The organism is Nocardia anaemiae NBRC 100462 (assembly GCF_001612725.1).
Taxonomy (GTDB): domain Bacteria; phylum Actinomycetota; class Actinomycetes; order Mycobacteriales; family Mycobacteriaceae; genus Nocardia; species Nocardia anaemiae.
The window spans coordinates 70112-96039 of the sequence record NZ_BDAZ01000014.1; the positions used below are offsets into that span (position 1 = coordinate 70112).

Sequence of the window (25928 nt, forward strand, 5' to 3'; positions counted from 1 at the left end):
GTGGTCACTGCAACTCCTCGAGCATCATCGAGCGGTGGTTGAGGTCATGGGCGAGCTGATCGAAGGCTCGCTCCCAATTCGGATCGGTGCATCGGCGCGCCACCGCGGTGGCCGTTCGCGCTGCGCTGACGGGCAGATGCACGGCCGCCGCGGACAGCAGCGACCGATGTGCGCTCGGGCCGGTGCCATGCGCTTCCGGGCGTTTGGCCGCGGCACGTGCGCGTTCGAACAACAACAGAATCAGATGTTGGGCAAGGGGTTCCGGCCACGGATGGCCCATCGCGGGCAGCAGCGCCTCGAGCTCGGAGAGCCAGGCGCCGTCCAATTGCAGCAGATGCCGGGTGCGATCGGGCAGCGGCAGCAGTGCGAACAATTCGCGGCGCCGCAGCATCGCCAGATCGGTCGGCACACCGGCATCGAACAGTGCCCGCGCCCAAGCGGGATCATGTTGTGCCAGTGCCGCATCCACCCAGCCGTCGAACAGCGGCTGCCGGAACCGGTCACTGATCTTGGCCCGGGCGGCCTTATCGGGTGCGCCGAGTTCGGACTCCCAGTGCGGCAGCGGTGTCGCCGCGACGAGTTGCCGCAGCCGACCCGCACACAGATCCGGTGCGCCGTCCCAGCGATAGGTGAACTCCACGGTGCGGTCGCTGATGCCATCTCTGCGGTCGGCATCGTCGAGCTGCTCCGGAATGCGGACAACCAGATTCGGATGCAGCGGCAGATGTTCGACTGTGACCCATGCGCTCGCGCGCCGAGTCATGCGCTGTGTGAATGCCGAATTCGGCAGCAGTGGCAGCAGTCCGGCCGCGACTCGCCGGACATCCGATCGCCGATCGTCCAGCGCCGTCTCGAGCAGGGGTTCGTCATCGGCCGAGATCCCATCGGTGAGGACGGCCAGTAGCTCGGCCTTCAGTGGACCGGATTCCTTCGGCCAAGACGCGGTCAGTGCTTCCCGCGCGGCCTTGGCATCTCGGTGGCGCAATTCGGTGAGCCATTCGCGACGCTCGGGTGGTTGGCCGAACAGCCAGCTCTGCTCCGTCGGCGCATCGGAAGGACCTCGTCGGACCAGATCGCGCCAGTCCGGATGTTGGTCGGCCAGCCAGCGTCCGCGGGTTCCGGCCAGGCGCAATAGCGGCTCGCGCAGTTCGGCATTCGCTTTCGCCTGCTCCAGCAGTAGCGCGCACAAGGCATTCGGGGCGCGATAGTCGAATGGCGCTGCGGCCGCGAACCATTCGGGCAGGAAGGGCGACCGGTCCCGCAACAGGCGGGCGAGCCGGGATGCCGCGGCGCGGGGCAGGAGTCGCCGCGAGTCATCCGCGGCGGGTTCGGGTTTGGTCGCCGTGCTGACGGATATGCCGCCGCGGGCGAAAGCGCCACGCAGCGAGGCGGATTCGAGCAGCAGTAGAGCCGGATCGGTGCGCAACCGGCTCGCGGCGGCCGCTACCGGAGGCTCCAGCCGCGCGGGATCCGCCGCCCTGCGGGCCGTGCCGAGCAGCGCCACCGAGGTCAACTCCGCCGATACCGGCGCGGCAGGCGCATTCGACGCCGCGCGCGTGCCGAACTCCGCACTACCGACATCGACCACCTCACCGGAGGTGAATACCGAGATCGGCATCAATCCGGACACACTCCATTCGGCGGCCAGCGTCACCGGATGCCCACCGGAGACCCCGAGCAGTCGCCACGGCTGCTCGGTGGCCGCGACAGGTAGCGCGGTGCCGCCGGATTCGGTGATATACCAGCCATTTTCGGTCCATACCGGCACCACATCGGTGAGCAGCAGCGGCCGCGATCGCAGCCAGGGATCGCCCGCGAGCGCCTCGGCGTGCTCGGTCAATGCGGCGGCGATCGTCCCATCGGCGACCGGCAGTGTGGTGAACGGTTCGGCCGCACCGTGCCGTTCGCCCCAGAGCGCTCGTAGCGGCGCGCCACCCGGGTAGTAGTGCAGATCCGCTTCGGCCATCATGCCGGGCAGCGGCACCTCCGCCGAGAAGCTCGGCGCACCGAAGGAATGCTCGAGCAGTAGTGCCCAGCGTCGAGTTCGCCTGCCGTACAACCAGGTTCGGCGCGTGTAGAGCCGCTCCTCCTCGCTGGTTCGGAGGCCGAGTACCTGCCACTGATCCCGGACCGCCGGTTCGGCGCGCACGGATTCGGCGGATGTCGGATAGCCGATATGGGTGCGGACGCTGGCCCGCAACTGCGGCGACAATTCGTCCAGTCGGCGGTGCGCGGCGATCAGCAGATGCAGTCTCGCGTATTCGGCGAGTACCACATCGGGCCAGTCCGCCCTGGTCACCACGGTGGTCGGCAACTGACGCAATGCGGCGGCGACACCGGGTGCCTGTGCATCGACCATCCGGGCCGCGATCGCCTCGAACGCGCGAAACGACCGATCTGTCTGGGCCAGTCCGGTCCGCACCTGATCACCGAGCCAGATATCGAGTTCCTCCAGACCCGCCGTCACCCGCACCCGCCGCTGTTCGGCGGTCGCCGGATTGGCCGTGCGGGCGCGTGGGTCGGTAGCGGGCTCGGCCGCGCGGAGCGCACGTGCGTTGATCCATTCCGCCGCGAAGTCCGCGATCGGGGCTTCGGCGACCGCGCCGCCCGACCAGGTGAGCAAGAGCGACAACGCATGCTTGCACGGGAACTTGCGGCTCGGACACGAGCACTTATATGCCGGGCCCGCCAGATCGACGATCGTCTGATACGGCTTGGCGCCGCTGCCCTGACACAGGCCCCACAGCGCGGTGTCCGACTGCCCGGTGCCGTGCCAGCGCCCGGCGAGCTTGCGCGCGGCCGATAGCGAGCTCGCATCGGGTGCGAGCGCGCTGACCTGTTCCTCGGTCCACGGCGCGGTCATGGTGGCTCCCGCCTGGTTCATCCGGCGGCTCCGGATCGGCTGTAAGTCATATCTTCCCCCAACTCGGTTGCCGAATTTCTACCGCACCCCACCGACAAGTCAGGTGGTGAGCGGGTATTTTTCCTGGAATACGCTGCGCGGACGGCAGTTTCGATACCATCGGCACCTTGTGCTGGCTGTCTGATTCTGGCATTCTGTTCTGTTCGGCTCCGACCGAGCCACCCAAATCGGGTGACACACCATCGAGCTGCCCGCCGGGGTTGGCGAGGGGTGGACATCGAGCGGGGCCCAGCCTGTTCGATGGCCATACCATCCCCGCGGGCAGATTCGCATTTTCCCTTCCGACCAGGCGAAACGGCGCCGCTGTGGGCGAATTCGACGGCATCGGGTAGCGTTTCGCTCAACTTTCAACAGTGATACCCGTGCGGGGTTGGAGGACGTGCCGCGGTTCGTGGTCTAGGGGGTTACGCATGCGTACAGATCCCGGAACCGATACTGCGACGGTGCCGCGCCTGACCGAAGTGGTATCCCGGCGGCTCGCGGCGGATCCCGCGGTTACTCCCGATGTCGCGCATACCGTGCTCCGTGCTCTCGGTGGCGGCGAGTCCGATGATCCGACAACCGAATTCGACGGCTCGGGCATATTCCTGCGTGCGATCCGGGTGCGCGGCTTCCGCGGTATCGGACCCGAGGCGACACTGCAGCTGCCGCCCGGTCCCGGTCTCACATTAGTGGTGGGCCGCAACGGAAGTGGTAAGTCGAGCTTCGCCGAAGCCGCCGAACTGGTGCTGACCGGTAGTAATCGTCGCTGGGACGGTCGGTCGGCGGCATGGCGCGAGGGTTGGCGGAATCTGCACGATGGCGGCTCGGCACGCATCGAACTCGAATTGCTCACCGCCGGAGCTGATCCCGAGATGACCATCGCCAAGGAATGGTCTTCGCAGGCCGATCTCGGCCAGGCACACTGGACGGAACAGCGATCCGACGCCGCCCCAACAGATTTCGACGGGAACCGGTGGGCCGGTTTGCTGGAGTTGTATCGCCCCTTCCTGTCCTACAGCGAACTCGGCGCGCTCGTCGACGGCAAACCTAGCGATCTGTTCGACGCGCTGCACCGGCTGCTCGGCCTCGATGAATTGACCGTGGCGCAGGAGCGGATTCGCACTCGCCGACTGGAACTCGAACGCGCCGCGCGAGATTCGCGTCAGGAACGCATCGAGCTGGTGTCCGCACTCGGCGCGGTGGCCGACGACCGCGCGGTGCGGATGGCGGCGCTACTGCGCCCGGACCGCCCGGATCTCACCGCCATCGGTCGCGAAATACTCGGCACGGCAGAGAATCCGGTCGGCCCGGATGGGCTTCGGGCCATCGTGCGACTGGTCTTGCCATCGGGTGCCGAGGTGGAAGCCATCGCCGCGCGCCTCGAAGAGTGCCGCGCGGTGCTCGCTCGCGATTCGACCGCGGATGCCGAGGCCGATCTGCGCGTATTGGACTTGCTGCGGCGGGCCCGCGATCACGTCGGTGCCAGCGGGGCATGCCCATGCCCGGTCTGTGGGCGCGGGGAATTGGACGCGGCATGGTTGCGCGGTGCGGACGCCTCGATTGCCGAGCTGACCTCCCGAGTCGACGCGCTCGCGACCGCGCGGGCGAAGCTGCGAGAGGCCGTCCGCGACGCCCGCGCGCTGCCGGAACACATCCCCCCTGAACTCGATTTCGATCCGCGCAATCCGCCCACCGTCGACACCACCGCGGTACGTCGCGCCTGGACGGACTGGGCCGCGCTGACCGGTGCCGATTACACGCCTGATCTGCCTGATCGGTTGCGCGGCGCACACACACGCCTGGTCGACGAACTGGAGCTGCTACAGCAGGGCACCCGCAAGGAACTGAACCGCCTGGACGAGGTGTGGTCGCCGCTGGTACCACGCATCAGCGGCTGGCTGGAGGGGGCGCACGCGGTCGTCGCGAACGGCAGCGAACTGCGCACCCTCAAGCGCGCCGAGGATTGGCTCAAATCCGCGACAGCCGGATTGCGCGGGGAGCGGATGGCGCCGCTGGAGACCACGGCGCGCTGGGTGTGGCGCACACTGCGTCAGCAGAGCAATGTCGAACTCGGTGCGATTCGATTGCAGGGCAACGCCGGAACCGCGCGTCGGGTACTGCTCGATGTCACCGTCGACGAGGTGGACGGTGCCGCGCTCGGCGTGATGAGTCAGGGTGAGCTGCACGCCCTCGGACTTTCACTGTTCCTGCCGCGAGCGACGGTGGAGGACAGTCCTTTTCGCTTCGTCATGATCGATGACCCGGTGCAGGCCATGGATCCGGCGAAAGTGGACGGACTGGCCAGGGTGCTCGAGGTCATGGCGTGGACGCGCCAGGTGATCGTCTTCACCCATGACGAGCGACTGGCCGAGGCGGTGCGGCGCATGCAATTGGACGCCAGCGTGTTGGAGGTGCAGCGCCGCGAGCGCTCGGTGGTGGAAGTGCGCGTATCCAGCGACCCCATCCGCCGCTACCTCGACGACGCCCGCTCGCTCGTCCGCACCCCCCAACTTCCCCCGGCGATCGCCGACGAACTGGTGGCCACCTGCTGCCGCTCCGCCGTGGAAGCGGCCAGCCTGGCCAGAGCCCGACGCAACCTGCTCGCCGACGGCATGGACCACCGCGACGTCGAACGCCATATCGAGGGCGCGCAAACCACCCGCGCGATGGTCGCGCTCGCGGTAATGGGAATCGACGGCCGAGTAGACGACCTCAACAAACACCTCGCCCGCGAAGGCAAATGGGTCGTCGACGCCTTACGTGACGCCACCGCGGGAGCCCACGTCCCCATCGGCCGCAGCATGCGCGACCTCATCGCGGACACCGAGAAGTTCGTCGGCTGGCTACGACGATGAACGAGTACTGCGCATCGAGAACCCGGGGTCGGCGGTGAGCACGGCACCTGGTGATGCGGGCACGTCGGGCGACGGTCGAGCGCGAGATGGTGATCAACCGAGCGGTGCAGAACTGCGAGCCGCCGATGATCCCAGCCGCCCTGGGAATCCCAGGGGCGGATCTGATCTCCGATGTGTTGGAGGCCAGCGGGACAACCAGGATCCGCGAGGTGTGGGGGATCAAGAGGACGGCGAGGGTCCGCGCGGCGCCGAGAGGCGGCAAGGCGGCGAGGCTTTGCCGGGCGCTGATGGGCGGCGGGTCGGTGAGGACGCGCGAGGTGCCGAGGAGCGTAAGGCTGGTCGGGGTCTGCGAGGCGTCGACGATCGGCGGGACAGCGAGGATCTACGAGGTGCCGAGGGGCGGCAAGGTGGTGCGGAGCGAAAACGGGATGGCGGCTCGCGGGGGAATTCAGTTGGGCAGGGCGGAAAACATTGGGCGGGAAGGGAAGTGGGGGTCGGCGGGGCGGACGAATCTGGTGGGCGGAGCGGTACGTCTCGGCAGCGCCGCACGGCTCGGCGGGGTGAGGGGGCTCGGCAGCGCAAGGGTGGGGTGGGACAGCGGGGTGGCGCGCATAAGCAGGGGGCGGAGGGGAGACCGCATCCGCCGCGGCCCACGGTTGCCGAGCGGTTCGATGCGGTGGATCGGCTGCTCGACGGGTCGGTGACCGATGCGGACGGGCTGTGGTCGCGGGCGACGGTGTGGATCCTGCGGCTCGCGCTGGAGCAGGCCGTCGACGAGTTGTGGTTGCAGGTGGCCCCGGAATTGGCGCGCTGCCCGATGCGCGCACAACTGCTCGCCCTGCGGGTATTCGCGGGCGACGCCACCGCCGCGCAGGTCGCAACGGTATGGGCAGCCCTGTCCCGCGCCGCCCACCACCACGATTATGAACTCGCCCCGAGCGTCACCGAACTTCGCCGCTGGCGCGAGCAGACCGCCGCAATCGCCACCTCCCTCGCCACAGCCGCCACCCGCTGACACCCCGCAGGCGCTGAGTGCGTCAGCCTCGCGATTGGACCGAATCGGTTCGGTGACAGGGTCGTTCGACAGCTATGGGTTCGGCGGCCGAATGATATGGCCGCATATCGGTGGCGCATCGGTACGCCGACGCATCGGCAGCCAATGCGCGGTGAATCCATCGAACCTGTTGTGCCGCAGCATATCAGCGGCGCGCAATGTCAATCGGGATCAGAACATGCCAAACAGCCCGATGATGCTGGTCAATAGCGAAATGCTGTCCGAGGCAATGGCGGAGCCGGTACCCAAGATGTTCAACACATTCAGCAGTCCCACGGCGGGCTCCTCGATCGGTGTCGACACTTCCGCATATCCACACCGTGATTCGTCACCCCGGACTTGCCGGATCGCCCCTACCAGCCCACCATTCCCCGACACTCCGAGCGACACGCCATCCCGACCACTCCCACCCCCGAACCGTTCATCCCCAGGCGCGCATATCAAGATCAGGTGGAATCTGTGCAGGCATCGCCCGAGTAGTAGCCCACGCCACCAGTGCCACCTGATCTTGATCGAGGCCGACCCAGCGGCCCGGTGCGCGCGGTGATACGTGCGACGAGCAAGATTCGGGTCATGGATGAGTCGCAGCCGTGCCCGTGTAAGCGCGGGGAGGCGTTCGGGGCCTGCTGTGGACCGGTGCTCGCGGGGGAGCGGTCAGCGGGGACGGCCGAGGCGCTGATGCGTTCGCGCTATACCGCATTCGTGGTCGGCGATACCGAATACCTGCTGCGGTCCTGGCATCCGCGCACCCGACCGAAGACGCTGGAGCTGGATCCGGCCCAGCGCTGGCTGTTCCTGGAGATCCTGCGCACCGAGCGCGGCGGACCGTTCGACGACACCGGCATCGTGGAATTCCTTGCCCACTACAAGGCCGATCGGCGCGGATCTCTGCACGAGGTCAGCACATTCACCCGGGTGGACGGCGCCTGGGTCTACCTCGACGGCGTCATCGAGCCGTGACGGGTAGCGTGCCACCCATGCCACGTGTCGCGATCGAATACTGCACGCAATGTCGCTGGTTGCTGCGCGCGAGCTGGATGGCACAGGAATTGCTGAGCACCTTCGCCACCGAACTCGGTGAGGTGGCGCTGATTCCAGGCTCGGGTGGCGTCTTTCGCATCACCATCGACGGCGATCAGATCTGGGAGCGCAAGGCGGACGGCGGATTCCCGGATATCGCGGTACTCAAGCAGCGTGTGCGCGATCGCGTCGCACCGGAGCGTGATCTCGGCCACGTCGACAAGCGCGACTGACCCCGTACCAGCGTGACGTCGGCCACGCCGGATTCAGGAACAGCAGCCGCCACCGCAGCACCCACCACCGGCGGGTCGCGGCGCGGGCGCAGGTGCCGCGGCACCCCTGCTGACCGTGGCGAATGTGGTCAGCAGCTTGACCGTGTCATCGTGACCGTTCGGGCAGGCCGCCGGATTCGACGCCTCCGCCATCGGACGGTTCACCTCGAAAGTGTCGCCGCAGCTGCGACACCGGAAGCTATAGCTCGGCATCGGCCCAGCGTAGCGCCATGGGTGAGAGGTGCGTCCCACCTATCCCACTGTCCAACTGGACGTACTCTCGAATAAGAGATCGCTAGGTGCTTGGACCCGGCCGGAGCAAACTCGCAGCGCACTGCCCGGGTCGTAGGCAGGAGGTGCGGAACATGACCACGCAGTTCGATATCGAACCTGGCTCCGAGGTCGGCGACACCGAGCCGGTCGCGCAAACGACCTGGGGCCGCGTGAATGGACGCTGGGACGGACCGGTCGCCGTATGGCGCAGCATTCCGTACGCATCCGCGCCGTCCGGCCCGAACCGGTTCCGGCCGCCGCTGCCGCCGCAGCCGTGGGACGGAATCCGCGAGTGCACCACCTTCGGCGAGATCGCCCCGCAGACCATGGGCAATATGGTTCCGGTCGACTCCGACCTGCGGATGGGGGAGGACTGCCTGTGGCTGAATGTGTGGTCGCCGCGCAGCTCGGCCGATACCGGTGCGCCGCGGCCGGTCCTGGTGTGGTTGCACGGCGGCGCCTACTGCCTCGGCACCGCGGCCCAGGCCATCTACGACGGTCGCAAGCTGGCCGAAGCCGGTGACGTGGTCGTGGTGACGGTCAATTATCGCCTCGGCGCGCTCGGCTTCCTCGACTTGTCCTCGCTCTCCGACGATTTCACGCCGAATCTCGGTCTACACGACCAGATCGCCGCACTCGAGTGGGTCCGCGACAATATCGCCGCATTCGGCGGCGATCCCGGCAATGTGACCCTATTCGGTGAATCGTCCGGCGCCGGATGCGTGACCGCCCTACTCACCGCGCCGCGCGCCGCTGGCCTGTTCCACCAGGCGATCGCGCAAAGCCCGCCCGCGACAACGGTTTTCGGCCAGGCACGGGCCGCCGCTGTGGCCCAACGCTTTCTGGAACTGATCGAGCTGCCGTATTCCCGCGCAAGCGAATTGCTGGAATGCCCGATCGAACGAATCGTGACCGCCGCGGGCATCCTGCTGGATGAGATTCCGTTGAAGGAGCCGGGCCGACTCGCCGCCGCGCCCGTCGTCGACGGCGATCTGGTCCCGAATTACCCCATCGACCGCTTCCAACAGGGCCGCTCGCATCGCGTGCCGCTGATCATCGGCTCCAATAAGGACGAGGCCTCGCTGTTCCGCGTCTTCCGCTCACCGATCATGCCGGTGACCCCGGATGCGGTGAATGCCATGTTGCGCGATGTGGCCGCCAACCATCCGGATATGTCGCCCGAGCGGATCGCCGAAATCACCTCGGCCTATCCGGATCTGGCGAAGACCCGTGGCGCACTTGCGATGTCCACCGACGCGGCCTTCCGCATGCCCGCCCACTGGGTCGCCGACGGCCACGCCCAGCACTCACCGACCTGGATGTACCGTTTCGACCATGCCACCCCGATGCTGAAGGCGGCCCGGGTCGGTGCCGGTCACGCCACCGAATTGCCTTATGTCTTCGGCAATTTCGGCACCCTGAACCACGACCCCACCTTCTGGCTCGGCGGGCGCAAGGTAGCCATGGAAGTATCCGGTCGCATGCAACGGCGCTGGCTCGCCTTCGCCACCCACGGGGTCCCGGCCGCCATCGACGGCTCCAAACACTGGCCCCCCTACCGCCCCGGCACCCGAACCACCCTGCTCATCGACAATATCGACCGCGTAATCGACGACCCGGACCGCGACCTGCACACCGCATGGGGCGAACAAGCGGTCGGTTTCAGCTGAGGCATCGATTACACGTCGGTCGAGAAGCGGATGCCACCGTCCGGGATGTCGACGCCGGGCCAGACGCGGGCCCCGCGTAGTAGTTCGCAGCGGGCGCCGACGTTCGCGCCGTCGCCGATGACGGCGTCGCGGACGAGGGCGCGCGGACCGATGCGGGCGCCGAAGCCGATGATGGAGCGTTCCACGGTTGCGCCCGCTTCGATGCGGGCGCCGTCGAAGAGCACCGCGCCGTCGAGGCGAGCGCCTGCGCCCACCTCGGCGCCGCGACCGACGACGGTACCGCCGATGAGCAGGGCGCCGGGAGCGACGCCCGCGCCCTCGTGGACCAGCGATTCACCACGCTGACCGGGCAGCGCGGGAGAGGGGGCGATGCCGCGGACCAGGTCGGCCGAGCCGCGCACGAAATCCTCGGGAGTGCCCATATCGCGCCAGTAGGAGGTATCGACGTGGCCCTGCACCCGGGCGCCTTCGGCGAGCAGCGCGGGGAACACCTCACGCTCCACCGAGACCGGCCGCCCGACCGGGATCTTCTCGATGTATTCGCGCCGGAAGACATAACAACCGGCATTGATCTGATCGGTCGGCGGATCCTGGGTCTTCTCCAGGAACGCGGTGACCCGCCCCTGCTCATCGGTCGGCACACAGCCGAATGCGCGCGGGTCGCTCACTCGAACCAGATGCAATGTCACATCCGCATTCGTGGATTCGTGGGTGTCCAGGATCGCGCCGAGATCGGTGCCGCCGAGCACATCGCCGTTGAACACCATGATGTTGTCGGCGCGCAGCTTGGGCAGCACATTGCGGATGCCGCCGCCGGTGCCGAGCGGTTCGGTCTCGGTGACGTATTCGAGTTCCAGGCCGAGGTCGCTGCCGTCACCGAAGTGTTCCTCGAAGACCTCCGCCTTGAACGAGGTGCCGAGCACCACGTGGCTGATTCCGGCGTCCGCGATGCGGGCGAGCAGGTGGGTCAGGAACGGCAGTCCGGCCGTCGGCAGCATCGGCTTGGGCGCCGACAGGGTGAGCGGACGTAACCGCGTGCCCTGGCCGCCGACCAGAATCACGGCGTCGGTGCCTGCATTTGCTGCCATCTTGCTCCCCTGTTCACAGTGGGTCGTGCTCGGTGGTGCGCCCGGTCGGGTACTGATTCCGGACACCGCCGAAGTTCCGCGTCTACGGACGACACCAGTCTCAGTACCCAGCGACACGGTCTCGGCACCGTTGCGTGCCGAACTTGTGACGTTAGCTCTGGGCTTCCCGCGCCTGTTGACGCAGCGCAGATCGAACCGCAATCCGGGAACGGATCGCAAGTCCGGCCCGCAGCGCCAACCGCAACGGCGCCTGCCACCAGTGCGGATGCCGATCGGCCTGGAATCGGTACGCGCTGGCGTGGTGCGCGGGGAGCATCACCTCGGGATGGCGGCCGGCGGCGTGCCCCTTGGCATGGGTGACCTCGGCATCGGGCACGAAGACGTTGTGCCAGCCTGCCTTGCCCATCCGGTCGCCGAAGTCCACGTCCTCCATGTACATGAAGTAGCGCGAGTCGAAGCCGTCGATCGAATCGAAGGCCGTGCGCCGCACCAGCAGACACGAACCGGACAGCCAGCCGACGGCCCGCTCGGAGATCTGCTCGTTGTCCTGGCGGTAGCGCAGGGTCCACGGATTCGACGGCCATACGGTGCCGAGGACGGCATGTCCGGCGCCGTCGAGCAGTCCGGGCACCGAGCGTGCGGACGGGTAGACGCTGCCGTCGGGCTCGCGCACCATCGGTCCGAGCGCGCCCGCCCGCGGCCAGCGCTTGGCGGCGGCGAGCAGTTTGTCGATGGAATCGGTGCCCCAGCGAATATCCGGATTGGCGATGACGATGAATTCGACATCTGGATCGATCTCCGCGACCGCCCGGTTGATCGCGCCGCCGTAACCGATATTTCCGCCGGTCCGTAGCAGCCGCACGTGTGCGTTGGCCTCCGCCGCCAGCTCCGGCGCACCGTCCACCGAACCGTTGTCGGCCAGGATAACCTGCGGTTTTTCGCTGGTGGCCGCGGCCAGGGTGGTGATGAAGTGCTCGAGGTGCTCGCCGGGTGAATAAGTCACCGTGACGACGACAAGGCCGCCTCGAGCCGATCCGGAATCACTCACGACTGTGCCTCGCTGACGCTCGGCTCCGTCGTGCGCGATTGCGCGCTGTGTTGATGGTTCACTCGCTGTCGCTCCCTCACGGCCATGCAGCCTACTGTGACAACCCCGACAGCGCGTCCCCGAGTGCGACCTCCCACGGCCGCAATGGCGTCAGTCCGGCGTCGGTCCAGGAGCGGTTGGACAATACCGAATATGCCGGGCGCCGTGCGGGTCTCGGAAATGCGGTCGAGTCACATGGTCGCACCCGAGTCGGATCCGCGCCGACCCCGGCGAATATCGCCCGCGCGAATTCGAACCAGCTGACCTGGCCGGAGTTGGTGGCGTGCAGCATTCGCGGTGCATCCGGGCGACGGGCCAATTCCAGGAGTCCGGCGGCCAGATCGGCGGCGTAGGTCGGGGAGCCCAGCTGGTCCTCGACCACATCGATGGTGTCGCGTTCGCGTTCCAGCCGCAGCATGGTCGCGACGAAATCGCTTCCGCGCCCGGTGTATACCCACGCCGTGCGCACCACGTGCGCGTGCGGCGCGGTGTCGAGCACGGCTTGTTCGCCTGCCAATTTCGATCGGCCGTAGACGGTGGCGGGCTCGGTCGGATCGTCGGTGTCATACGGCTTGTCGTGGGTTCCCGCGAACACGTAGTCGGTCGAAACATGGATCAATCGGGCATCCACCCGCGCACAGGCGGCGGCGAGTACGGCCGGTCCGGTCGCATTGACCGCGAAGGCGGCCGCGGGATCGGATTCGGCCTGGTCGACGGCGGTGTAGGCGGCGCAGTTCAGCACGACATCACCGGGTTCGAGTGCGGCGCGCACGGCGGTCGCGTCGGTGATGTCCAATTCGTCGCGACCGAAGGCGCGGGCATCGGGTGCGCGGCGCAACAGTTCGCGTCCCAACTGCCCACCCGCTCCGGTCACGACGAGACGCGCGGCTACGGTCGAAGAGGGCGATATCGCGGTCACGGGCACGAGTCTGGCACGCCGTGACACCTGCGGTTGAGGGCCGCCGCGGTAGCCGTCGGTTAGCCTCGGGGCAAGCATGACGGGGGCTACCGCGGGCGGGGCGGTCGAGTCAGCGATGCGTCGGCTTCGACGAAACCGGCGCTGTGCGGTCGGCACATCAGCTGGGAGCGCGTGGGCAAGCGCAGCAGGATGCTCGGTTTTGGCGAGAGGATGCAGTGGTGCCGCAGAAGATGAGGGCGACAGCGTCGTCGCGACAATCCGAAGCCGCAAGCGGTTTGGGTCCGCTGCGCGCGGTCGTCGCGGTCGGGGCGGTGCTGGTTCTGCTCATCACCGGATTCGCCTGGCACAGTGTGGACTCGCTGATCTCGAATATCGAACGCATCGGCGGTCTCGGCCTCGGCGATGGCCGCGACGGTGCCGTCGACATCCTGCTGGTCGGTGTGGACAGTCGCACCGACGCACACGGCAATCCGCTCAGCGGCAATGAGCGCGCCATGCTGCACGCGGGCGATGAGGTCGGCACCAATACCGACACCATCGTGCTGGTCCGCATCCCGAACGACGGCCGCTCCGCCACCGCCATCTCCATTCCGCGCGACTCCTATGTCGACATTCCTGGCGTCGGCAAGGGCAAGATCAACTCGGCCTACGGCTCGACCAAGGAGACCCAGCGCCTGAAGCTGATCAACCAGGGCGTTTCGGAGGCCGAGGCGGAAAAGCAGTCCACCCAGGCGGGGCGACAGGCGCTGATCAAGACCGTGGCCAATCTCACCGGCATTACCGTCGACCACTACGCCGAGGTCAGTCTGCTCGGCTTCGTGCTGCTGACCGATGCGGTCGGCGGGGTCGACGTATGCCTGAACAATCCGGTCGACGAATGGATGTCCGGCGCGGACTTCCGGGCCGGTCGCCAGAAGCTCGACGGCCCAAAGGCTTTGAGCTTCGTGCGCCAACGCCACGATCTGCCGCGCGGCGATCTGGACCGGATCGTGCGTCAGCAGGTCTTCATGGCGCAACTGGTCGGCCAGGCACTCAGCGCCAAGACGCTGAGCAATCCGGGCAAGTTGCAGAATCTCAGCGATGCGGTCGGGCGAACCGTGGTGCTGGACGACGACTGGGACGTGCTCTCGTTTCTGCAACAGCTGAAGGATCTTTCCGGCGGCCAGGTCAGTTTCGAGACGATTCCGGTCGCCGATCTCAACGACACGACCAGTGACGGGGAGTCGGTGGTGCGGGTGGATCCGAAGGCGGTCAAGTCGTATGTGGCATCGCTGGTCGATGGTAAGTCCGCCGATCATGCCGAGCCGACGATCGATCCGACATCGGTGAGCGTCAGTGTGTTCAATGCGAGCGGGATCGGCGGGCTGGCGGGGCAGGTGGCTCAGGCCTTGACGGCCAAGGGATTCCAGGAGGGATTGGTCGGCAACTACACCGGGCCCAGTGTCACCAGCAGTCGAGTCCTCGCGCTGGATACCTCGAATCCCAAGGCCAAGGCGGTCGCGCAGGCGCTCGGTGGGCTGACGGTCGTCGCGGACAGCACGTTGTCCCCGGATTCGGTCAGCGTCGTGCTGGCAAGCGACTATTCTGGTCCGGGCTCGACCGCGGGCAGCATGTTCGACTTCTCCGGAACGTCGAGCACCGCGACGCCCGTACCACCGGCTCCACCGATCGACGCAGGCCAGAACGGACCGAAATGCGTGAATTGACCATGCGTGAATTGACCGATGCGTGACCACGACCACGTGCTGACACTCACCGAGGCGGTGCTGGATCCGATCCTGGAGCGCGATCCGGCAGGTCCGCGCGTCACCTACTACGACGATGCCACCGGCGCCCGGATCGAACTGTCCGGGCTGACCCTGGCGAACTGGGCGGCCAAGACCGGCAACCTGATCCGTGACGAATTCGGCTTGAGCCCCGGTGCGCGCGTCGCGGTACTGCTGCCCGCGCACTGGCAGACCGCCGCGGTGCTGCTCGGCTGCTGGTGGGCCGGGACCGAGGTGGTGCTCGGACCCGATCCGGATGCCGATCTGGCGCTTGCGACCGCCGAACGGTTGGACGAGACCGACGGTATCGCGGAGGTCGCCGCGCTCTCGTTGGACGCCTTCGGTATGCCGGTGCGCGATCTGCCGATCGGCATCACCGATTTCGCCACCTCGGTGCGGGTGCACGGAGACCAGTTCATGCCGCGCGGCGCCGGGGTGGCGCTGGACGGGATGCCGGTTTCCGAGGTACTCGCCGAGGCCAGGAAATCAGCTGTGCTACAAGGCTTTTCCGAAGGAGACCGGGTGCTGTCGAGCACGTCCTGGGATACTCCGGCTGAACTGATCGACGGTTTCGTCTCGGTGCTGGTCGCGGGGGCCTCGCTGGTGCAGGTCGTCAATCCGGATCCGGCGCTGCGCGAGCGGCGCATCGAATCCGAGCGGGTCACCGCGCAACGCGGCTGAGCTCCTACCCTGGTATAGGTCGGCGTCCGACCATGGGACGTTCCACCCTGGCCGGGGAGTACGTACGGTGGAATTGTCGCGCAACGATGGGGTTGGTGAAGTGATGAAGCCGCAGTATTGGTTCCGATGGTTATCGGTACAGGGGGCGCCCCGGTTGGCCCTGCGCACCCAGGCGCGACGCGGTGATCCGTTCGCCCAGCTGATGGGCGGACCCGACGGTCTGGCCGATCCCTATCCACTGATCGAGCGGCTGCGCGGGCAGGGGCGGATGCAGCGCACCTCGATCGCCTGGGCGAGCTTCGACTACGAGCTGTGCCGGGCGGTTTTGCGGGACAACCGATTCGGTGTGCGCACCACGGACTCCTTCAATATTCCGAAGCCGCTGCAGTTGCTCGCCCAGCGACTTCCCTTGCCGCCCAATCCGGTTGAGCCACCGTCCATGCTGGTCATCGACCCGCCGGAGCATACGCGGATGCGCAAGCCGGTCGCGGCGGCCTTCACCCCGCGCGCGATCGGCCGATTGCGCGAACGGGTCGAGACGGTCACCGAGGAGCTGCTCGGTGCGCTGCCCTCGGGCGGTTCGGCCGATCTGATCCAGTCGTATGCCGCGCAGGTGCCGATCGCCATCATCTCGGAAATGCTCGGCTTCCCGGAAAAGGACCGAAAGTTATTCCTGGACTGGGGCGATCGGATGACACCGCTGCTCGATATCGGGATTTCCTGGCGGGCATTCCGGCGTGCGCTCGGTTCGATGGAGGTGATGAACGATTACCTCGACGGCCATATCGCGCGACTGCGCCGCGAGCCGGGTGATGACATTCTCAGCAGTCTGGTCACCGCGGGTGAACTCGACGATTTCGCCTTGAAGGCGAGCGCGAGCCTGTTGATGGGCGCGGGCTTCGAGACCACGGTCAACCTGATCGGCAACGGTGTCGTCCAATTGGTCACCCATCCCGAGCAATTGGATCGATTGCGCGCCGAACCCGATCTCTGGCCGAATGCGGTCGAAGAGGTGCTGCGTATCGACGCACCCGTGCAGACGACGGCGCGAATCGCATCGACCGACTTGGAACTCGACGGTGTGCGGCTGCACAAGGGTAATACCGTGGTGCTGTCGCTGGCAGGCGCGAACCGCGACCCCGCGGTCTTCGCCGATCCCGAAGTCTTCGATGTCGGACGCCCGAATGCCAAGGAGCACTTGACATTCAGCAGTGGCATCCACGCCTGCCTCGGTGCGAGCCTGGCCCGCATGGAGGCGACCTACGCACTGCGATCCCTGTTCGAGCGGTTCCCTGACCTGCAACTCGATGGAACACCGCAGCGTCGAAAGCTGTTCACGCTGCACGGATATGAGCGAATGCCGGTTCGGCTCGGTCGCCGGGCCAGCACCCCGGCTCCCGAGCCGACGACGGTCTGAGCGGCTATATGCCGTGCCGACGGTCACCCGTAACGGCCTCGCACAATTGCGCTTCGGTTTCGGCGGAGAACGGCTCGCGGTAGGCAGCGACGGCTCGGCGGGTCTCCTCGGCGACCAAATCGGCGTTGATCTGGGCCGCGGCCGCTGCGCCTGCCGCGGCGGCCGCCCCCACCTGTGCGGTCATATCGGTGACATTGCCCGCGGCCCATACGCCGGGCACATCGGTTCGCCCGGTGGCGTCGGTGGGGAGGTATTCGCCGACGCCAGCCGGGTGTTCGGTCGGTCGCAGCCCGAGTGCTTGGAGGAAGTTCGCTCGGGCGGCCATCCGCGAGCCGACCACCACGATCTCGCGGGGAACTATGGTGCCGTCGCTCAATCGCACTCCCGCTAGGCGGTCGTCGGCGATTTCCAGCGCGGTCACGTCACCGCGCACCATGCGAATGCCGCGGGCGTTCAACTCCTCCGACTGTTCGGCCGTCGGTGCCGTGGTGTGCGAGAAGTACGTGACATCGGCGCTCAGCTGACGGAACAGCAGTGCTTGGTGCACCCCCATCGGGCCGGTCCCGAGCACACCGATGGCTTGGTCGCGGACCTCCCAGCCGTGGCAGTACGGGCAGTGGATGACATCGCGGCCCCAACGCTCCCGCAGTCCCTCGATCTCGGGCAGCTCATCGACCAGGCCGGTGGTCACCAATAGTCGACGTGCCCGCACGGACCTGTCACCGAGGCACACCGCGAACCCGTCGGCAACCCGCGCGACCGTGACGACCTCGCCGTTCACCACATGTCCGCCATAGCCGCGGACCTCGGCCCGACCGCGTTCCAGCAATTCGCCCGGCGGCGTCCCGTCCCTGGCGAGCAGTCCGTGCACGCCCTCGGCCGGGGCATTGCGCGGCTGGCCCGCATCGATGACGACCACCGACCGGCGCATCCTGGCCAGCATCAGCGCGCCGCTCAATCCGGCCGCGCCGCCGCCGATCACGACCACGTCATAGTCATCTTCCAGCTGATCGGTCACAGCTCCGCCTCCGCCGTTGGTGCTGTGCTGATCGGTTCTCTCGCTTCGCTCGGTCACATGACCACCTCCTCCAGACGACCATGCAGGCCGGGCGCGGATAATGGCAAACAATCTTGCCGATATGGCAAACTGGCGGCATGGACAACGACCTCGGCCGAGCCCTCGACGCGGTCGGACCTCGGTTACGCGCACTGCGCCGCCAGCGCGAAACCACACTGGCCGACCTCTCGACGGAAACCGGCATCTCGGTGAGCACCCTGTCGCGCCTGGAATCCGGTGACCGGCGTCCGACCCTCGAACTGTTATTGCCGCTGGCCAAAGCACACGGTGTCACCCTCGACGAACTCGTCGACGCCCCACCGACCGGCGATCCGCGCATCCACCTGCGCCCGACCACCCGCCACGGCATGACCTACTTGCCGCTGACTCGCCGAGCGGGCGGCATCCAGGCCTACAAACTGGTCATCCCGCCGAACATTCGCCGCGAGCCCGACCCCCGAACCCACGAGGGCTACGAATGGCTCTACGTCCTCAACGGCCGCCTGCGCCTGATCCTCGGCGAACACGACGTAATCCTCACCCCCGGCGAAGCCGCCGAATTCGACACCCGCGTCCCACACTGGTTCGGCACCGCCGACACCCAACCCGTCGAATTCCTGAGCCTTTTCGGCAAACAAGGCGAACGCGCCCACCTCCGCACCACCCCCAAACCTCGCCCGAACTAACACATTTATTCGGGGCGGGGCTTCCAGATGTAGCGGGTTTTGGGGCGGCCTGCTCGGCCGTAGTCGGATTTGCGGTCGACCAAGCCGTCTTCGGCCAGTTTTTCCAAGTAGCGCCATGCGGTAATGCGTGAGACGCCGACGGTGCTGGCTGTGTCGGCGGCGGTGAGGCCGCCGGGGGCGTCGCGGACGGTGCGGGAGATTTCGTCCAAGGTTTGCGGGGCAACGCCTTTGGGGGCGGTGGCGCGTTGGTCGGAGGTGCGCAGGGCACTGAGGGCGCGGTCGATGTCCTGTTGGGAGATGGCGGTTTCGCCCGCGGGTAGGGCGGTGCGGAATTCGCGGTAGCGTTCGAGTTTGTCGCGGAAGGCGGCGAAGGTGAACGGTTTCAGGAGGTAGAGGACCACGCCGTAGGAGACGGCGGTGCGCACCATGGCCAGGTCGCGGGCCGAGGTGATGGCGATGACATCGGGGCGGGGTGCGAGGCCGGTCAGGGCGGCGGCCACATCCAGGCCGCTGGCGTCGGGAAGTCCGATATCCATGAGCACCAGGTCGATCGGCGCATTCTCGGCTGCGGCATCGGCCGCGGCCCGCATGGCCTCGCGACCGGTGTGCGCGACCGCGACCGCGCTGAAGCCCGGAATCCGTTCGACATAGGCGCGGTGCGCCTCGGCGATCAATGGCTCGTCCTCGACGATCAGCACTCGGATCATCGCGCATCCTTTCGTGGGATCGTCACGGTCACGGCACTTTCCGGATCGCGTTCGGTGCCGATCACGCCGCCGTGCCGGTCGACGAGCCGATGGACCAGTGCCAGTCCGAGGCCCTGATGGTCGGCCTTGGTGGAGTAGCCGCGTTCGGCGGCGCGGGCGAAGCTTTCGGCCGACATGCCGGGTCCGCTGTCCGCGACGCGCACATACAGTGCCGAGTCCCCGTTCGCCCCTCTCACCGAATCCAAAGCCGCCGACTCCGGTGCCACCAGCGGATCCGCCGAATCCTGTTGACGTACAGTAACTTCCACCCACCCGACCGCACCGTCGGCAGCCGCATCGATGGCGTTGTCGACCAGATTGCCTACCAGCGTCACCGTCTCTTGCGCGGACAGCGGCGCGGTCGAGTCGAGCGCCGTATCCTCGGTGATCGTCAACTCGATGCCGCGCTCGGCGGCCTGGTTCACCTTGCCGAGCAGCAGCGCCGCGAGCGCCGGATCGCCGACCGAGGCGAGCAGTCGATCGATAAGTGCTTGGGACAGTTGGAGTTCCGCGGTCGCGAACTCCACCGCCTCCCGATAGCGCCCCAACTCCACCATGGTGATCACGGTGTGCAGGCGGTTGGCCGATTCGTGCGCCTGGGCGCGCAGTGATTCCGCGAAGCCGCGCACCGAATCGAGTTCGCCCATCACGGTGCGCAATTCGGTGTGGTCGCGAATGGTGATCACGGTGCCGATCGGTCGCCGCTCCCAGGTGACGACATCCTGATTGACCAGCAGAATCCGGTCCGTGGTCACATGCATTTCGTCGCGAACCACTCCCCAACTCATCCGCTGCATCGAAATCGGCAGATCGGCACGCGCGACCGGCCCGTCGGGCAGATCCAGCAGTCTGCGCGCCTCATCGTTGACGACCTCGGCGCGGTCGGCGCTCGGACCGAACACCACCAGCCCCTCGTGGATGGAATGCAGCACAGCATCGTGCTGCTCGTACATCGTGCGCAGCTCATCCGGCGCGAGACCGTGCGTCTGTCGACGAATCCGGCGGCTCAACAGGAACGAACCGGCCGCCGCGACCACCAGACCCGCCGCGGCCACGCCGAGAATCAACGGCAATTGCGTTCCGACTTGAGCGCCGATCCGTGCCCGGGTGACACCCGCCGAGACCAAGGCGACGATGCGCCCGTCGTCATAGACCGGCGTGACCGCTCGAATGGAGGGGCCGAGCGTTCCGGTGTAGGTCTCGGTGAACGTCTCCCCGGCCAGCGCCCGATCGATATTGCCGCTGAACGGTTGCCCGATGAGTGCTGGTGTGGTGTGGGTGTAGCGGGTCCGGTCCGGCGCCATCACCACGATGAAGTCCATACCGGTCGCCTTGCGGGTCCGTTCGGTGACCGGTTGCAGCAGGGCGGTGGGGTCGGGAGTGCGCAGGGCCTCGATGGTGGATCGTGCGTTCGCCACGGTCAAAGCGACATCGGTGACCTCGCGCGAGGTAGTGACATCGCTGTCGTGCCTGGCGTCGAGTACGGCCAGCACCGCGCCGATTCCGATGACCAGTCCGAGCACAACGAGTTGGAGCACGAAGGCCTGTCCGGCCAGCGATAGCCGACCGCGTCCCCCGTGTTTCTCACCGCGCAACACTTACTTTCCCTCGTGCCAATTTGAACGTAATGCACCAAAGCGTGACCGCCATCACCTCTAGCAGCCAACATTGTGCACGTGAGGGCGTGAGCCACCTCACGCCGGTACCACTTGAAGGGGACTTCACCCACCATGAGCGAGCGAAGCGAGCGAATATTGAACACAGCCGAGCAATCGCTCGTGCCGGAGCCGAGCGCTAGCGAGGCGCAGGCATGAGCGATAACAGCGACCGAACAACGGTCACCGCCGAAACAGCGCAGCGGCCGGTGCCACGCGACCGCACCCACTGGCTTTATCTGGCCGTCATCGTCGCCGTCATCGCGGGAATTCTGGTCGGCTGGCAGGCCCCCGAATTCGGTCAGGACGTCGGCCAGCTCGGCACCATGTTCGTCAATCTGATCAAGATGATGATCGCGCCGGTCATCTTCTGCACCATCGTGCTCGGCATCGGTTCGGTGCGCTCGGCCGCCAATGTCGGCAAGGTCGGCGGACTCGCGCTCGGGTACTTCTTGGTCATGTCGACGGTCGCGCTCGGCATCGGCATAGTCGTCGGTAACTTGCTGGAGCCTGGCTCGGGCATGAATATCGCCAAGACCGCCAAACAGGGCGCGAAGCTGGCCGATCAGGCGCATGCCGCCGGTGGCACCTGGGAGTTCATCCAGAGCATCATCCCGACCACGCTGCTGTCCTCGCTGACCACCGGAAGCGTACTGCAGGCGCTGTTCATCGCGCTCCTGGTCGGGTTCGCGCTGCAGGCGATGGGGAAGGCGGGTGAGCCGATCCTGCGCGGTGTCGCATCGGTGCAGAAGCTGGTGTTCCGGATTCTGTCGATGATCCTGTGGCTGGCCCCGATCGGTGCGTTCGGTGCGATCGCGAATGTGGTCGGCAAGACCGGACTCGACGCGGTCAAGCAACTGGCACTGCTGATGATCGCGTTCTACCTGACCTGTCTGGTCTTCATCTTCGGCGTGCTCGGCGTGCTGCTGTGGGGTGTATCGCGGGTTTCGGTCTTCAAGCTGGTCCGCTATCTCGCGCGGGAGTACCTGCTGATCCTCGGTACCTCGTCGTCGGAGTCCGCGCTGCCGCGGCTGATCGCCAAAATGCAGCATCTCGGCGTCGAACGGACCACCGTCGGTGTCGTCGTGCCGACGGGATATTCGTTCAACCTGGACGGCACTGCCATCTACCTCACCATGGCCTCGCTGTTCATCGCCGACGCGATGGGTAAACCGCTCAGCATCGGGGAACAGGTCGGCCTGCTGTTGTTCATGATCGTCGCCTCCAAGGGCGCGGCCGGTGTCACCGGCGCAGGCCTGGCCACACTGGCCGGCGGATTGCAGAGCCATCGTCCGGAACTGCTCGACGGCGTCGGTCTCATCGTCGGCATCGACCGTTTCATGTCGGAAGCCCGTGCGCTGACCAACTTCTCGGGCAACGCCATCGCCACGGTGCTGATCGGCACCTGGACCAAGACGATCGATGTGGACCGGGTGCACACGGTTCTCGATCGCAAACTGCCCTTCGACGAGCGGACCATGGTCGACGATGACCACGGCTCGCAGCCGCAGCAGGACGACACCAAAACCCTGGTTCCGGCCTAGCTGTACCCGTATACGAAGGGGCCCGCACGATCTGCGGGCCCCTTCGTGGTGTCGGTGCGGTCTGAAATCCAGCGTCGCCAGATGGTCGAGCATCGATAATCGAGCCGCGATAGCTTGTCTAGCGCTGCTAGAATTTCGGCCATGACCACCCAGAGCCGCAAAGAACGCGAACGTGCCGAACGCCATCAGCGCATCATCGACACCGCACGCGAACTCGCCGAAACCTCGGGCTGGGAGGCGGTGACCATACGCCGCCTGGCCGAACGAATCGAATACAGCCAGCCGGTGCTCTACAGCCATTTCGCGGGTAAGGCGGCGATCGTGTCGGCCGTCGCGGAGCAGGGAATCGTCGAACTCACCGCCCAGATGCGGGAAAGGCGGGCGGCCGCGCAGGGTCCGGTCGCGACGCTCGAGGCCGTTGTGCGCGGTTACCTGGACTTCGCCACCAAGAACCCGGCCCGCTATGACGCGATGTTCGTCCTCGATACCGAACTCAACTTCGGCAACGACGCACCACAGGCGCTGCGCGACGCGTTCGGTGAGATCCAGAGCGCATACGCGCCGTTCGCTGGCGACTTCGATCTACAGGCGGGCACCGAGGTGGTCTGGAGCACGATGCACGGCATCGCCACCCTGGATCGCAGCGGTCGGCTGGTCGACGACCTGCGCGAAGAGCGCATCCGGGTACTGCTGAGCCAATGGACGCATCAGGGCGCGAATGGGTGATCGATACCGCACGCGGGTGACGGCACGGCCCGGCAGAATCGAGGTATGCCCGATGTCGTCGTTGTCGGTTCCGGTCCCAACGGCCTCGCCGCGGCGGTAATCCTGGCCCGTGCCGGTCTCACCGTCGAGGTTTATGAGGCACAGGCCACCGCGGGCGGCGGTAGCCGCACCGCCGAACTGACGCTGCCCGGATATCGACACGATGTCTGTGCCGGTGCGCATCCGATGGCCTTGGCGTCGCCGTTCTTCCGTGCCTTCGATCTGGCCGCGCACGGTGTCGAATTGCTCGCGCCGGAAGTTTCCTACGCGCATCCGCTCGACGGCGGCACGGCCGGTGTGGCTTGGCGCGATCTGGACCGCACCGCCGCTGGTCTCGGCCGTGACGGCGCCGCATGGCATGCGCTCTTCGAACCGATGGTCCGACATTCGCAGCAGGTCGTGGATTTCGCGCTGTCGGATCTGCGCCGTCCGCCAGCCGACCCGCTGACCGGACTGCGCTTCGGACTGCGCGTACTCGAGCAGGGATCGCCCATGTGGAACCTGCGATTTCGCGAGCAGGCGGCACCGGCACTGCTGACCGGCGTTGCCACGCATGCGATCACGCCGCCGCGCGCGATCCCCGCGGCCGGGGCGGGCATGCTGCTCGCGACACTCGCCCACGCCGGGGGCTGGGTGCTGCCACGCGGCGGGAGCCAGGCCATTCCGGATGCGCTGATAGCCGAACTCGAACGGGTCGGCGGCAAGCTCGTCACCGGGCACCGCGTCGACTCGCTCGACGAATTCGGCGGCGCGCGTGCGATTGTGCTGGATACCGCGCCCGCCGAACTGCTGCGCGTGGCGGGGGACCGGCTGCCGAATCATTACGCGAACGGGTTGCGCCACTTCCGTTATGGCGGCGCGGCCTGCAAGGTCGACTTCGCGCTGTCCGGTCCGGTGCCGTGGCAGGCGCCCGGCTGCGAACTCGCCGGGACACTGCATCTGGTCGGCACTCGCGCCGAGGCAATGGCCGTCGAAAAGACCATCGCCGCAGGACAACACGCGGATCGTCCATATGTGCTCGCCATCCAGCCGGGCGTGGTCGATCCGACGCGGGCACCGGCGGGCGGCCATACGCTCTACACCTACGCGCACGTGCCGAACGGTTCCACCCGCGATATCAGCGCCGCCGTCATCGCCCAGGTGGAACGCTTCGCCCCGGGCTTCACCGACCTGATCCTGGCCAAGAATGTCGTCACCGGTGCCGAAATGCCGACGCACAATGCCAACTACATCGGTGGCGATATCTCCGCGGGCGCGATGACCCTGCGCCAGTTCGTCTTCCGCCCGGCCGCACGCTGGAATCCCTACGCCACACCACTGCCCGGCGTCTACCTCTGCTCCGCATCGACCCCGCCGGGCCCCGGTGTGCATGGCATGTCCGGTACGCATGCCGCGCGGCATGTGCTGCGTACGGAGTTCGGCATCCACACAAACCCATTGGATCTGCTGCGCACATCGAATCCCGCTTGAGCGTGGTCAAGCGTCCCGAGACCAGGCGCACCACGGCCGGATCGCCGGACAGGACGAGCGAGCGATCCGACTCAGGCCAGCGACGTCCGGTACAGGTCGGGTTCCAGATACATCACCCGCGCGGCGGGCACGGCCGCCCGCACCCTGGCCTCGGCGTCATCGATGGCCGCGGCGATATCCTCGATATCCAGATCCGGCACGATCGAGATCTTGGCCGCGACCAGAATCTCCTCAGGACCGAGATACTGCGTCTTGAGGTGGATCACCCGATCGATGCGCTTGCCGTCGACCAGGTTGGCGCGAATCGCCTTGTCCTCCTCCGGCGTCGCGCCCTCACCGATCAGCAGGCTCTGCATCTCCACGATCAGGATCAGCGCGATAACACCGAGCAACGCGCCGATCGCCAGGGTGCCGATGCCGTCCCAGACCGGATCATCGGTGAGCATGGTCAGCCCGACCGCCGCGAAGGCGAAGACCAGGCCGATCAGGGCGCCGGTGTCCTCCAACAGCACCACCGGGAGTTCCGGACTGCGCGAATTGCGGATGAACCGCCACCAACTCGAATTGCCTTTGAGCGGGATGGATTCCCGCATCGCCGTCATGAAGCTGTAGCCCTCGAGGCAGATCGCGATGAACAGGATGACGATCGCGACGATCGGATTGGTCAGCTCCTCCGGATGCTGGATCTTGTGGATGCCCTCGTAGATGGCATAGATCGAGCCCAGCGTGAACAGCACCAGCGCCACGATGAACGAGTAGAAGTAGCGATTGCGCCCGTATCCGAACGGGTGCAATTCATCGGCATCCTGCGCGGCCCTGCGCTGACCGAGCAGCAACAGCCCCTGGTTGGCGGTGTCCGCGACCGAGTGCACCGCCTCGGCCAGCATTGATCCCGAACCGGTGATGAACGCGCCGACGAACTTCGCCGCCGCGATCCCCGCATTCGCCGACAATGCGGCGAGAATCGCCTTCTTGCCACCACCAGCCGACATCTCGGT

The 25928-nt window shown here is 66.8% G+C and carries 22 protein-coding genes; 12 read left to right on the forward strand and 10 right to left on the reverse strand.

Features of this window, described 5'->3' with window-relative positions:
- Window positions 1–4: 4 nt before the first annotated feature.
- The gene (locus tag NA5_RS09635; RefSeq protein WP_245672171.1) at window positions 5–2884 is read right to left on the reverse strand and encodes an SWIM zinc finger family protein; all 2880 of its coding nucleotides are present in this window, start codon (window positions 2882–2884) and stop codon (window positions 5–7) included.
- Between the two features lie 449 nt (window positions 2885–3333).
- Between NA5_RS09635 and NA5_RS09640 the strand changes: the two genes are divergently transcribed.
- Window positions 3334–5760: an AAA family ATPase gene (locus tag NA5_RS09640; RefSeq protein ID WP_062984180.1), complete on the forward strand. Its 2427-nt coding sequence runs from the start codon at window positions 3334–3336 to the stop codon at window positions 5758–5760.
- Window positions 5761–6349: 589 nt separating this feature from the next.
- Entirely contained in the window at window positions 6350–6775 is a 426-nt protein-coding gene (locus tag NA5_RS09645; RefSeq protein ID WP_062984182.1) for a hypothetical protein, read from the forward strand.
- Between the two features lie 210 nt (window positions 6776–6985).
- Here the strand turns inward: NA5_RS09645 and NA5_RS42825 are convergent, their stop codons facing one another.
- Window positions 6986–7117: a hypothetical protein gene (locus NA5_RS42825; protein ID WP_281201700.1), complete on the reverse strand. Its 132-nt coding sequence runs from the start codon at window positions 7115–7117 to the stop codon at window positions 6986–6988.
- 270 nt (window positions 7118–7387) lie between these two features.
- Between NA5_RS42825 and NA5_RS09650 the strand changes: the two genes are divergently transcribed.
- The gene (locus tag NA5_RS09650) at window positions 7388–7774 is read left to right on the forward strand and encodes a YchJ family protein (RefSeq protein WP_062984314.1); all 387 of its coding nucleotides are present in this window, start codon (window positions 7388–7390) and stop codon (window positions 7772–7774) included.
- Between the two features lie 17 nt (window positions 7775–7791).
- On the forward strand, window positions 7792–8067 hold the full coding sequence (locus tag NA5_RS09655; protein WP_062984184.1) for an Rdx family protein: 276 nt from the start codon (window positions 7792–7794) through the stop codon (window positions 8065–8067).
- 33 nt (window positions 8068–8100) lie between these two features.
- On the opposite strand, the gene NA5_RS09660 is transcribed toward NA5_RS09655, so the two are convergent.
- Window positions 8101–8319, reverse strand: coding sequence for an FmdB family zinc ribbon protein (locus tag NA5_RS09660; RefSeq protein ID WP_062984186.1), 219 nt, complete (start codon window positions 8317–8319; stop codon window positions 8101–8103).
- A 152-nt stretch (window positions 8320–8471) separates the two neighbouring features.
- Here NA5_RS09660 and NA5_RS09665 point away from each other — a divergent pair, with 152 nt between their 5' ends.
- On the forward strand, window positions 8472–10049 hold the full coding sequence (locus NA5_RS09665; RefSeq protein ID WP_062984188.1) for a carboxylesterase/lipase family protein: 1578 nt from the start codon (window positions 8472–8474) through the stop codon (window positions 10047–10049).
- A gap of 8 nt (window positions 10050–10057) precedes the next feature.
- On the opposite strand, the gene manB is transcribed toward NA5_RS09665, so the two are convergent.
- The 3 genes from manB to rfbD form a co-directional block, all read right to left on the reverse strand.
- Complete coding sequence (manB, locus tag NA5_RS09670) at window positions 10058–11137, reverse strand: mannose-1-phosphate guanylyltransferase (protein ID WP_062984190.1); 1080 nt, start codon at window positions 11135–11137, stop codon at window positions 10058–10060.
- 151 nt (window positions 11138–11288) lie between these two features.
- Complete coding sequence (locus tag NA5_RS09675; protein ID WP_062984192.1) at window positions 11289–12185, reverse strand: glycosyltransferase family 2 protein; 897 nt, start codon at window positions 12183–12185, stop codon at window positions 11289–11291.
- 91 nt (window positions 12186–12276) lie between these two features.
- Window positions 12277–13143, reverse strand: a complete 867-nt coding sequence (rfbD, locus tag NA5_RS09680) for a dTDP-4-dehydrorhamnose reductase (protein WP_062984194.1) — start codon at window positions 13141–13143, stop codon at window positions 12277–12279.
- 230 nt (window positions 13144–13373) lie between these two features.
- On the opposite strand from rfbD, the gene NA5_RS09685 reads away from it, so the two are divergent.
- From NA5_RS09685 to NA5_RS09695, 3 genes are all read left to right on the forward strand, one after another.
- On the forward strand, window positions 13374–14849 hold the full coding sequence (locus NA5_RS09685) for an LCP family protein (protein ID WP_062984316.1): 1476 nt from the start codon (window positions 13374–13376) through the stop codon (window positions 14847–14849).
- An 18-nt stretch (window positions 14850–14867) separates the two neighbouring features.
- A complete protein-coding gene (locus NA5_RS09690) occupies window positions 14868–15590 on the forward strand; it encodes a TIGR03089 family protein (protein ID WP_062984195.1) in 723 nt (240 codons plus the stop codon).
- Between the two features lie 103 nt (window positions 15591–15693).
- Window positions 15694–17007: a cytochrome P450 gene (locus NA5_RS09695; RefSeq protein ID WP_062984196.1), complete on the forward strand. Its 1314-nt coding sequence runs from the start codon at window positions 15694–15696 to the stop codon at window positions 17005–17007.
- A gap of 4 nt (window positions 17008–17011) precedes the next feature.
- Here the strand turns inward: NA5_RS09695 and NA5_RS09700 are convergent, their stop codons facing one another.
- Window positions 17012–18025, reverse strand: coding sequence for an NAD(P)/FAD-dependent oxidoreductase (locus tag NA5_RS09700; protein WP_062984318.1), 1014 nt, complete (start codon window positions 18023–18025; stop codon window positions 17012–17014).
- A gap of 137 nt (window positions 18026–18162) precedes the next feature.
- On the opposite strand from NA5_RS09700, the gene NA5_RS09705 reads away from it, so the two are divergent.
- Window positions 18163–18750, forward strand: coding sequence for a helix-turn-helix domain-containing protein (locus tag NA5_RS09705; RefSeq protein ID WP_062984197.1), 588 nt, complete (start codon window positions 18163–18165; stop codon window positions 18748–18750).
- 5 nt (window positions 18751–18755) lie between these two features.
- Here NA5_RS09705 and NA5_RS09710 read toward each other — a convergent pair whose 3' ends face one another.
- Together NA5_RS09710 and NA5_RS09715 are read right to left on the reverse strand one after the other, a co-directional pair.
- The gene (locus NA5_RS09710; protein WP_062984199.1) at window positions 18756–19457 is read right to left on the reverse strand and encodes a response regulator; all 702 of its coding nucleotides are present in this window, start codon (window positions 19455–19457) and stop codon (window positions 18756–18758) included.
- Window positions 19454–21094 (reverse strand): sensor histidine kinase, encoded by a 1641-nt coding sequence (locus NA5_RS09715; protein WP_245672172.1) that lies wholly within the window; start codon window positions 21092–21094, stop codon window positions 19454–19456. The genes NA5_RS09710 and NA5_RS09715 overlap by 4 nt, the downstream gene beginning before the upstream one ends.
- 212 nt (window positions 21095–21306) lie before the next feature.
- Here NA5_RS09715 and NA5_RS09720 point away from each other — a divergent pair, with 212 nt between their 5' ends.
- The 3 genes from NA5_RS09720 (at window position 21307) to NA5_RS09730 (ending at window position 24930) form a co-directional block, all read left to right on the forward strand.
- Entirely contained in the window at window positions 21307–22695 is a 1389-nt protein-coding gene (locus tag NA5_RS09720; RefSeq protein WP_062984201.1) for a cation:dicarboxylate symporter family transporter, read from the forward strand.
- A 141-nt stretch (window positions 22696–22836) separates the two neighbouring features.
- A complete protein-coding gene (locus tag NA5_RS09725; RefSeq protein ID WP_062984202.1) occupies window positions 22837–23421 on the forward strand; it encodes a TetR/AcrR family transcriptional regulator in 585 nt (194 codons plus the stop codon).
- Window positions 23422–23466: 45 nt separating this feature from the next.
- Window positions 23467–24930, forward strand: coding sequence for a phytoene desaturase family protein (locus tag NA5_RS09730; RefSeq protein ID WP_062984204.1), 1464 nt, complete (start codon window positions 23467–23469; stop codon window positions 24928–24930).
- 71 nt (window positions 24931–25001) lie between these two features.
- Here NA5_RS09730 and NA5_RS09735 read toward each other — a convergent pair whose 3' ends face one another.
- Window positions 25002–25922, reverse strand: coding sequence for a cation diffusion facilitator family transporter (locus tag NA5_RS09735; protein WP_062984206.1), 921 nt, complete (start codon window positions 25920–25922; stop codon window positions 25002–25004).
- Window positions 25923–25928: the final 6 nt, after the last annotated feature.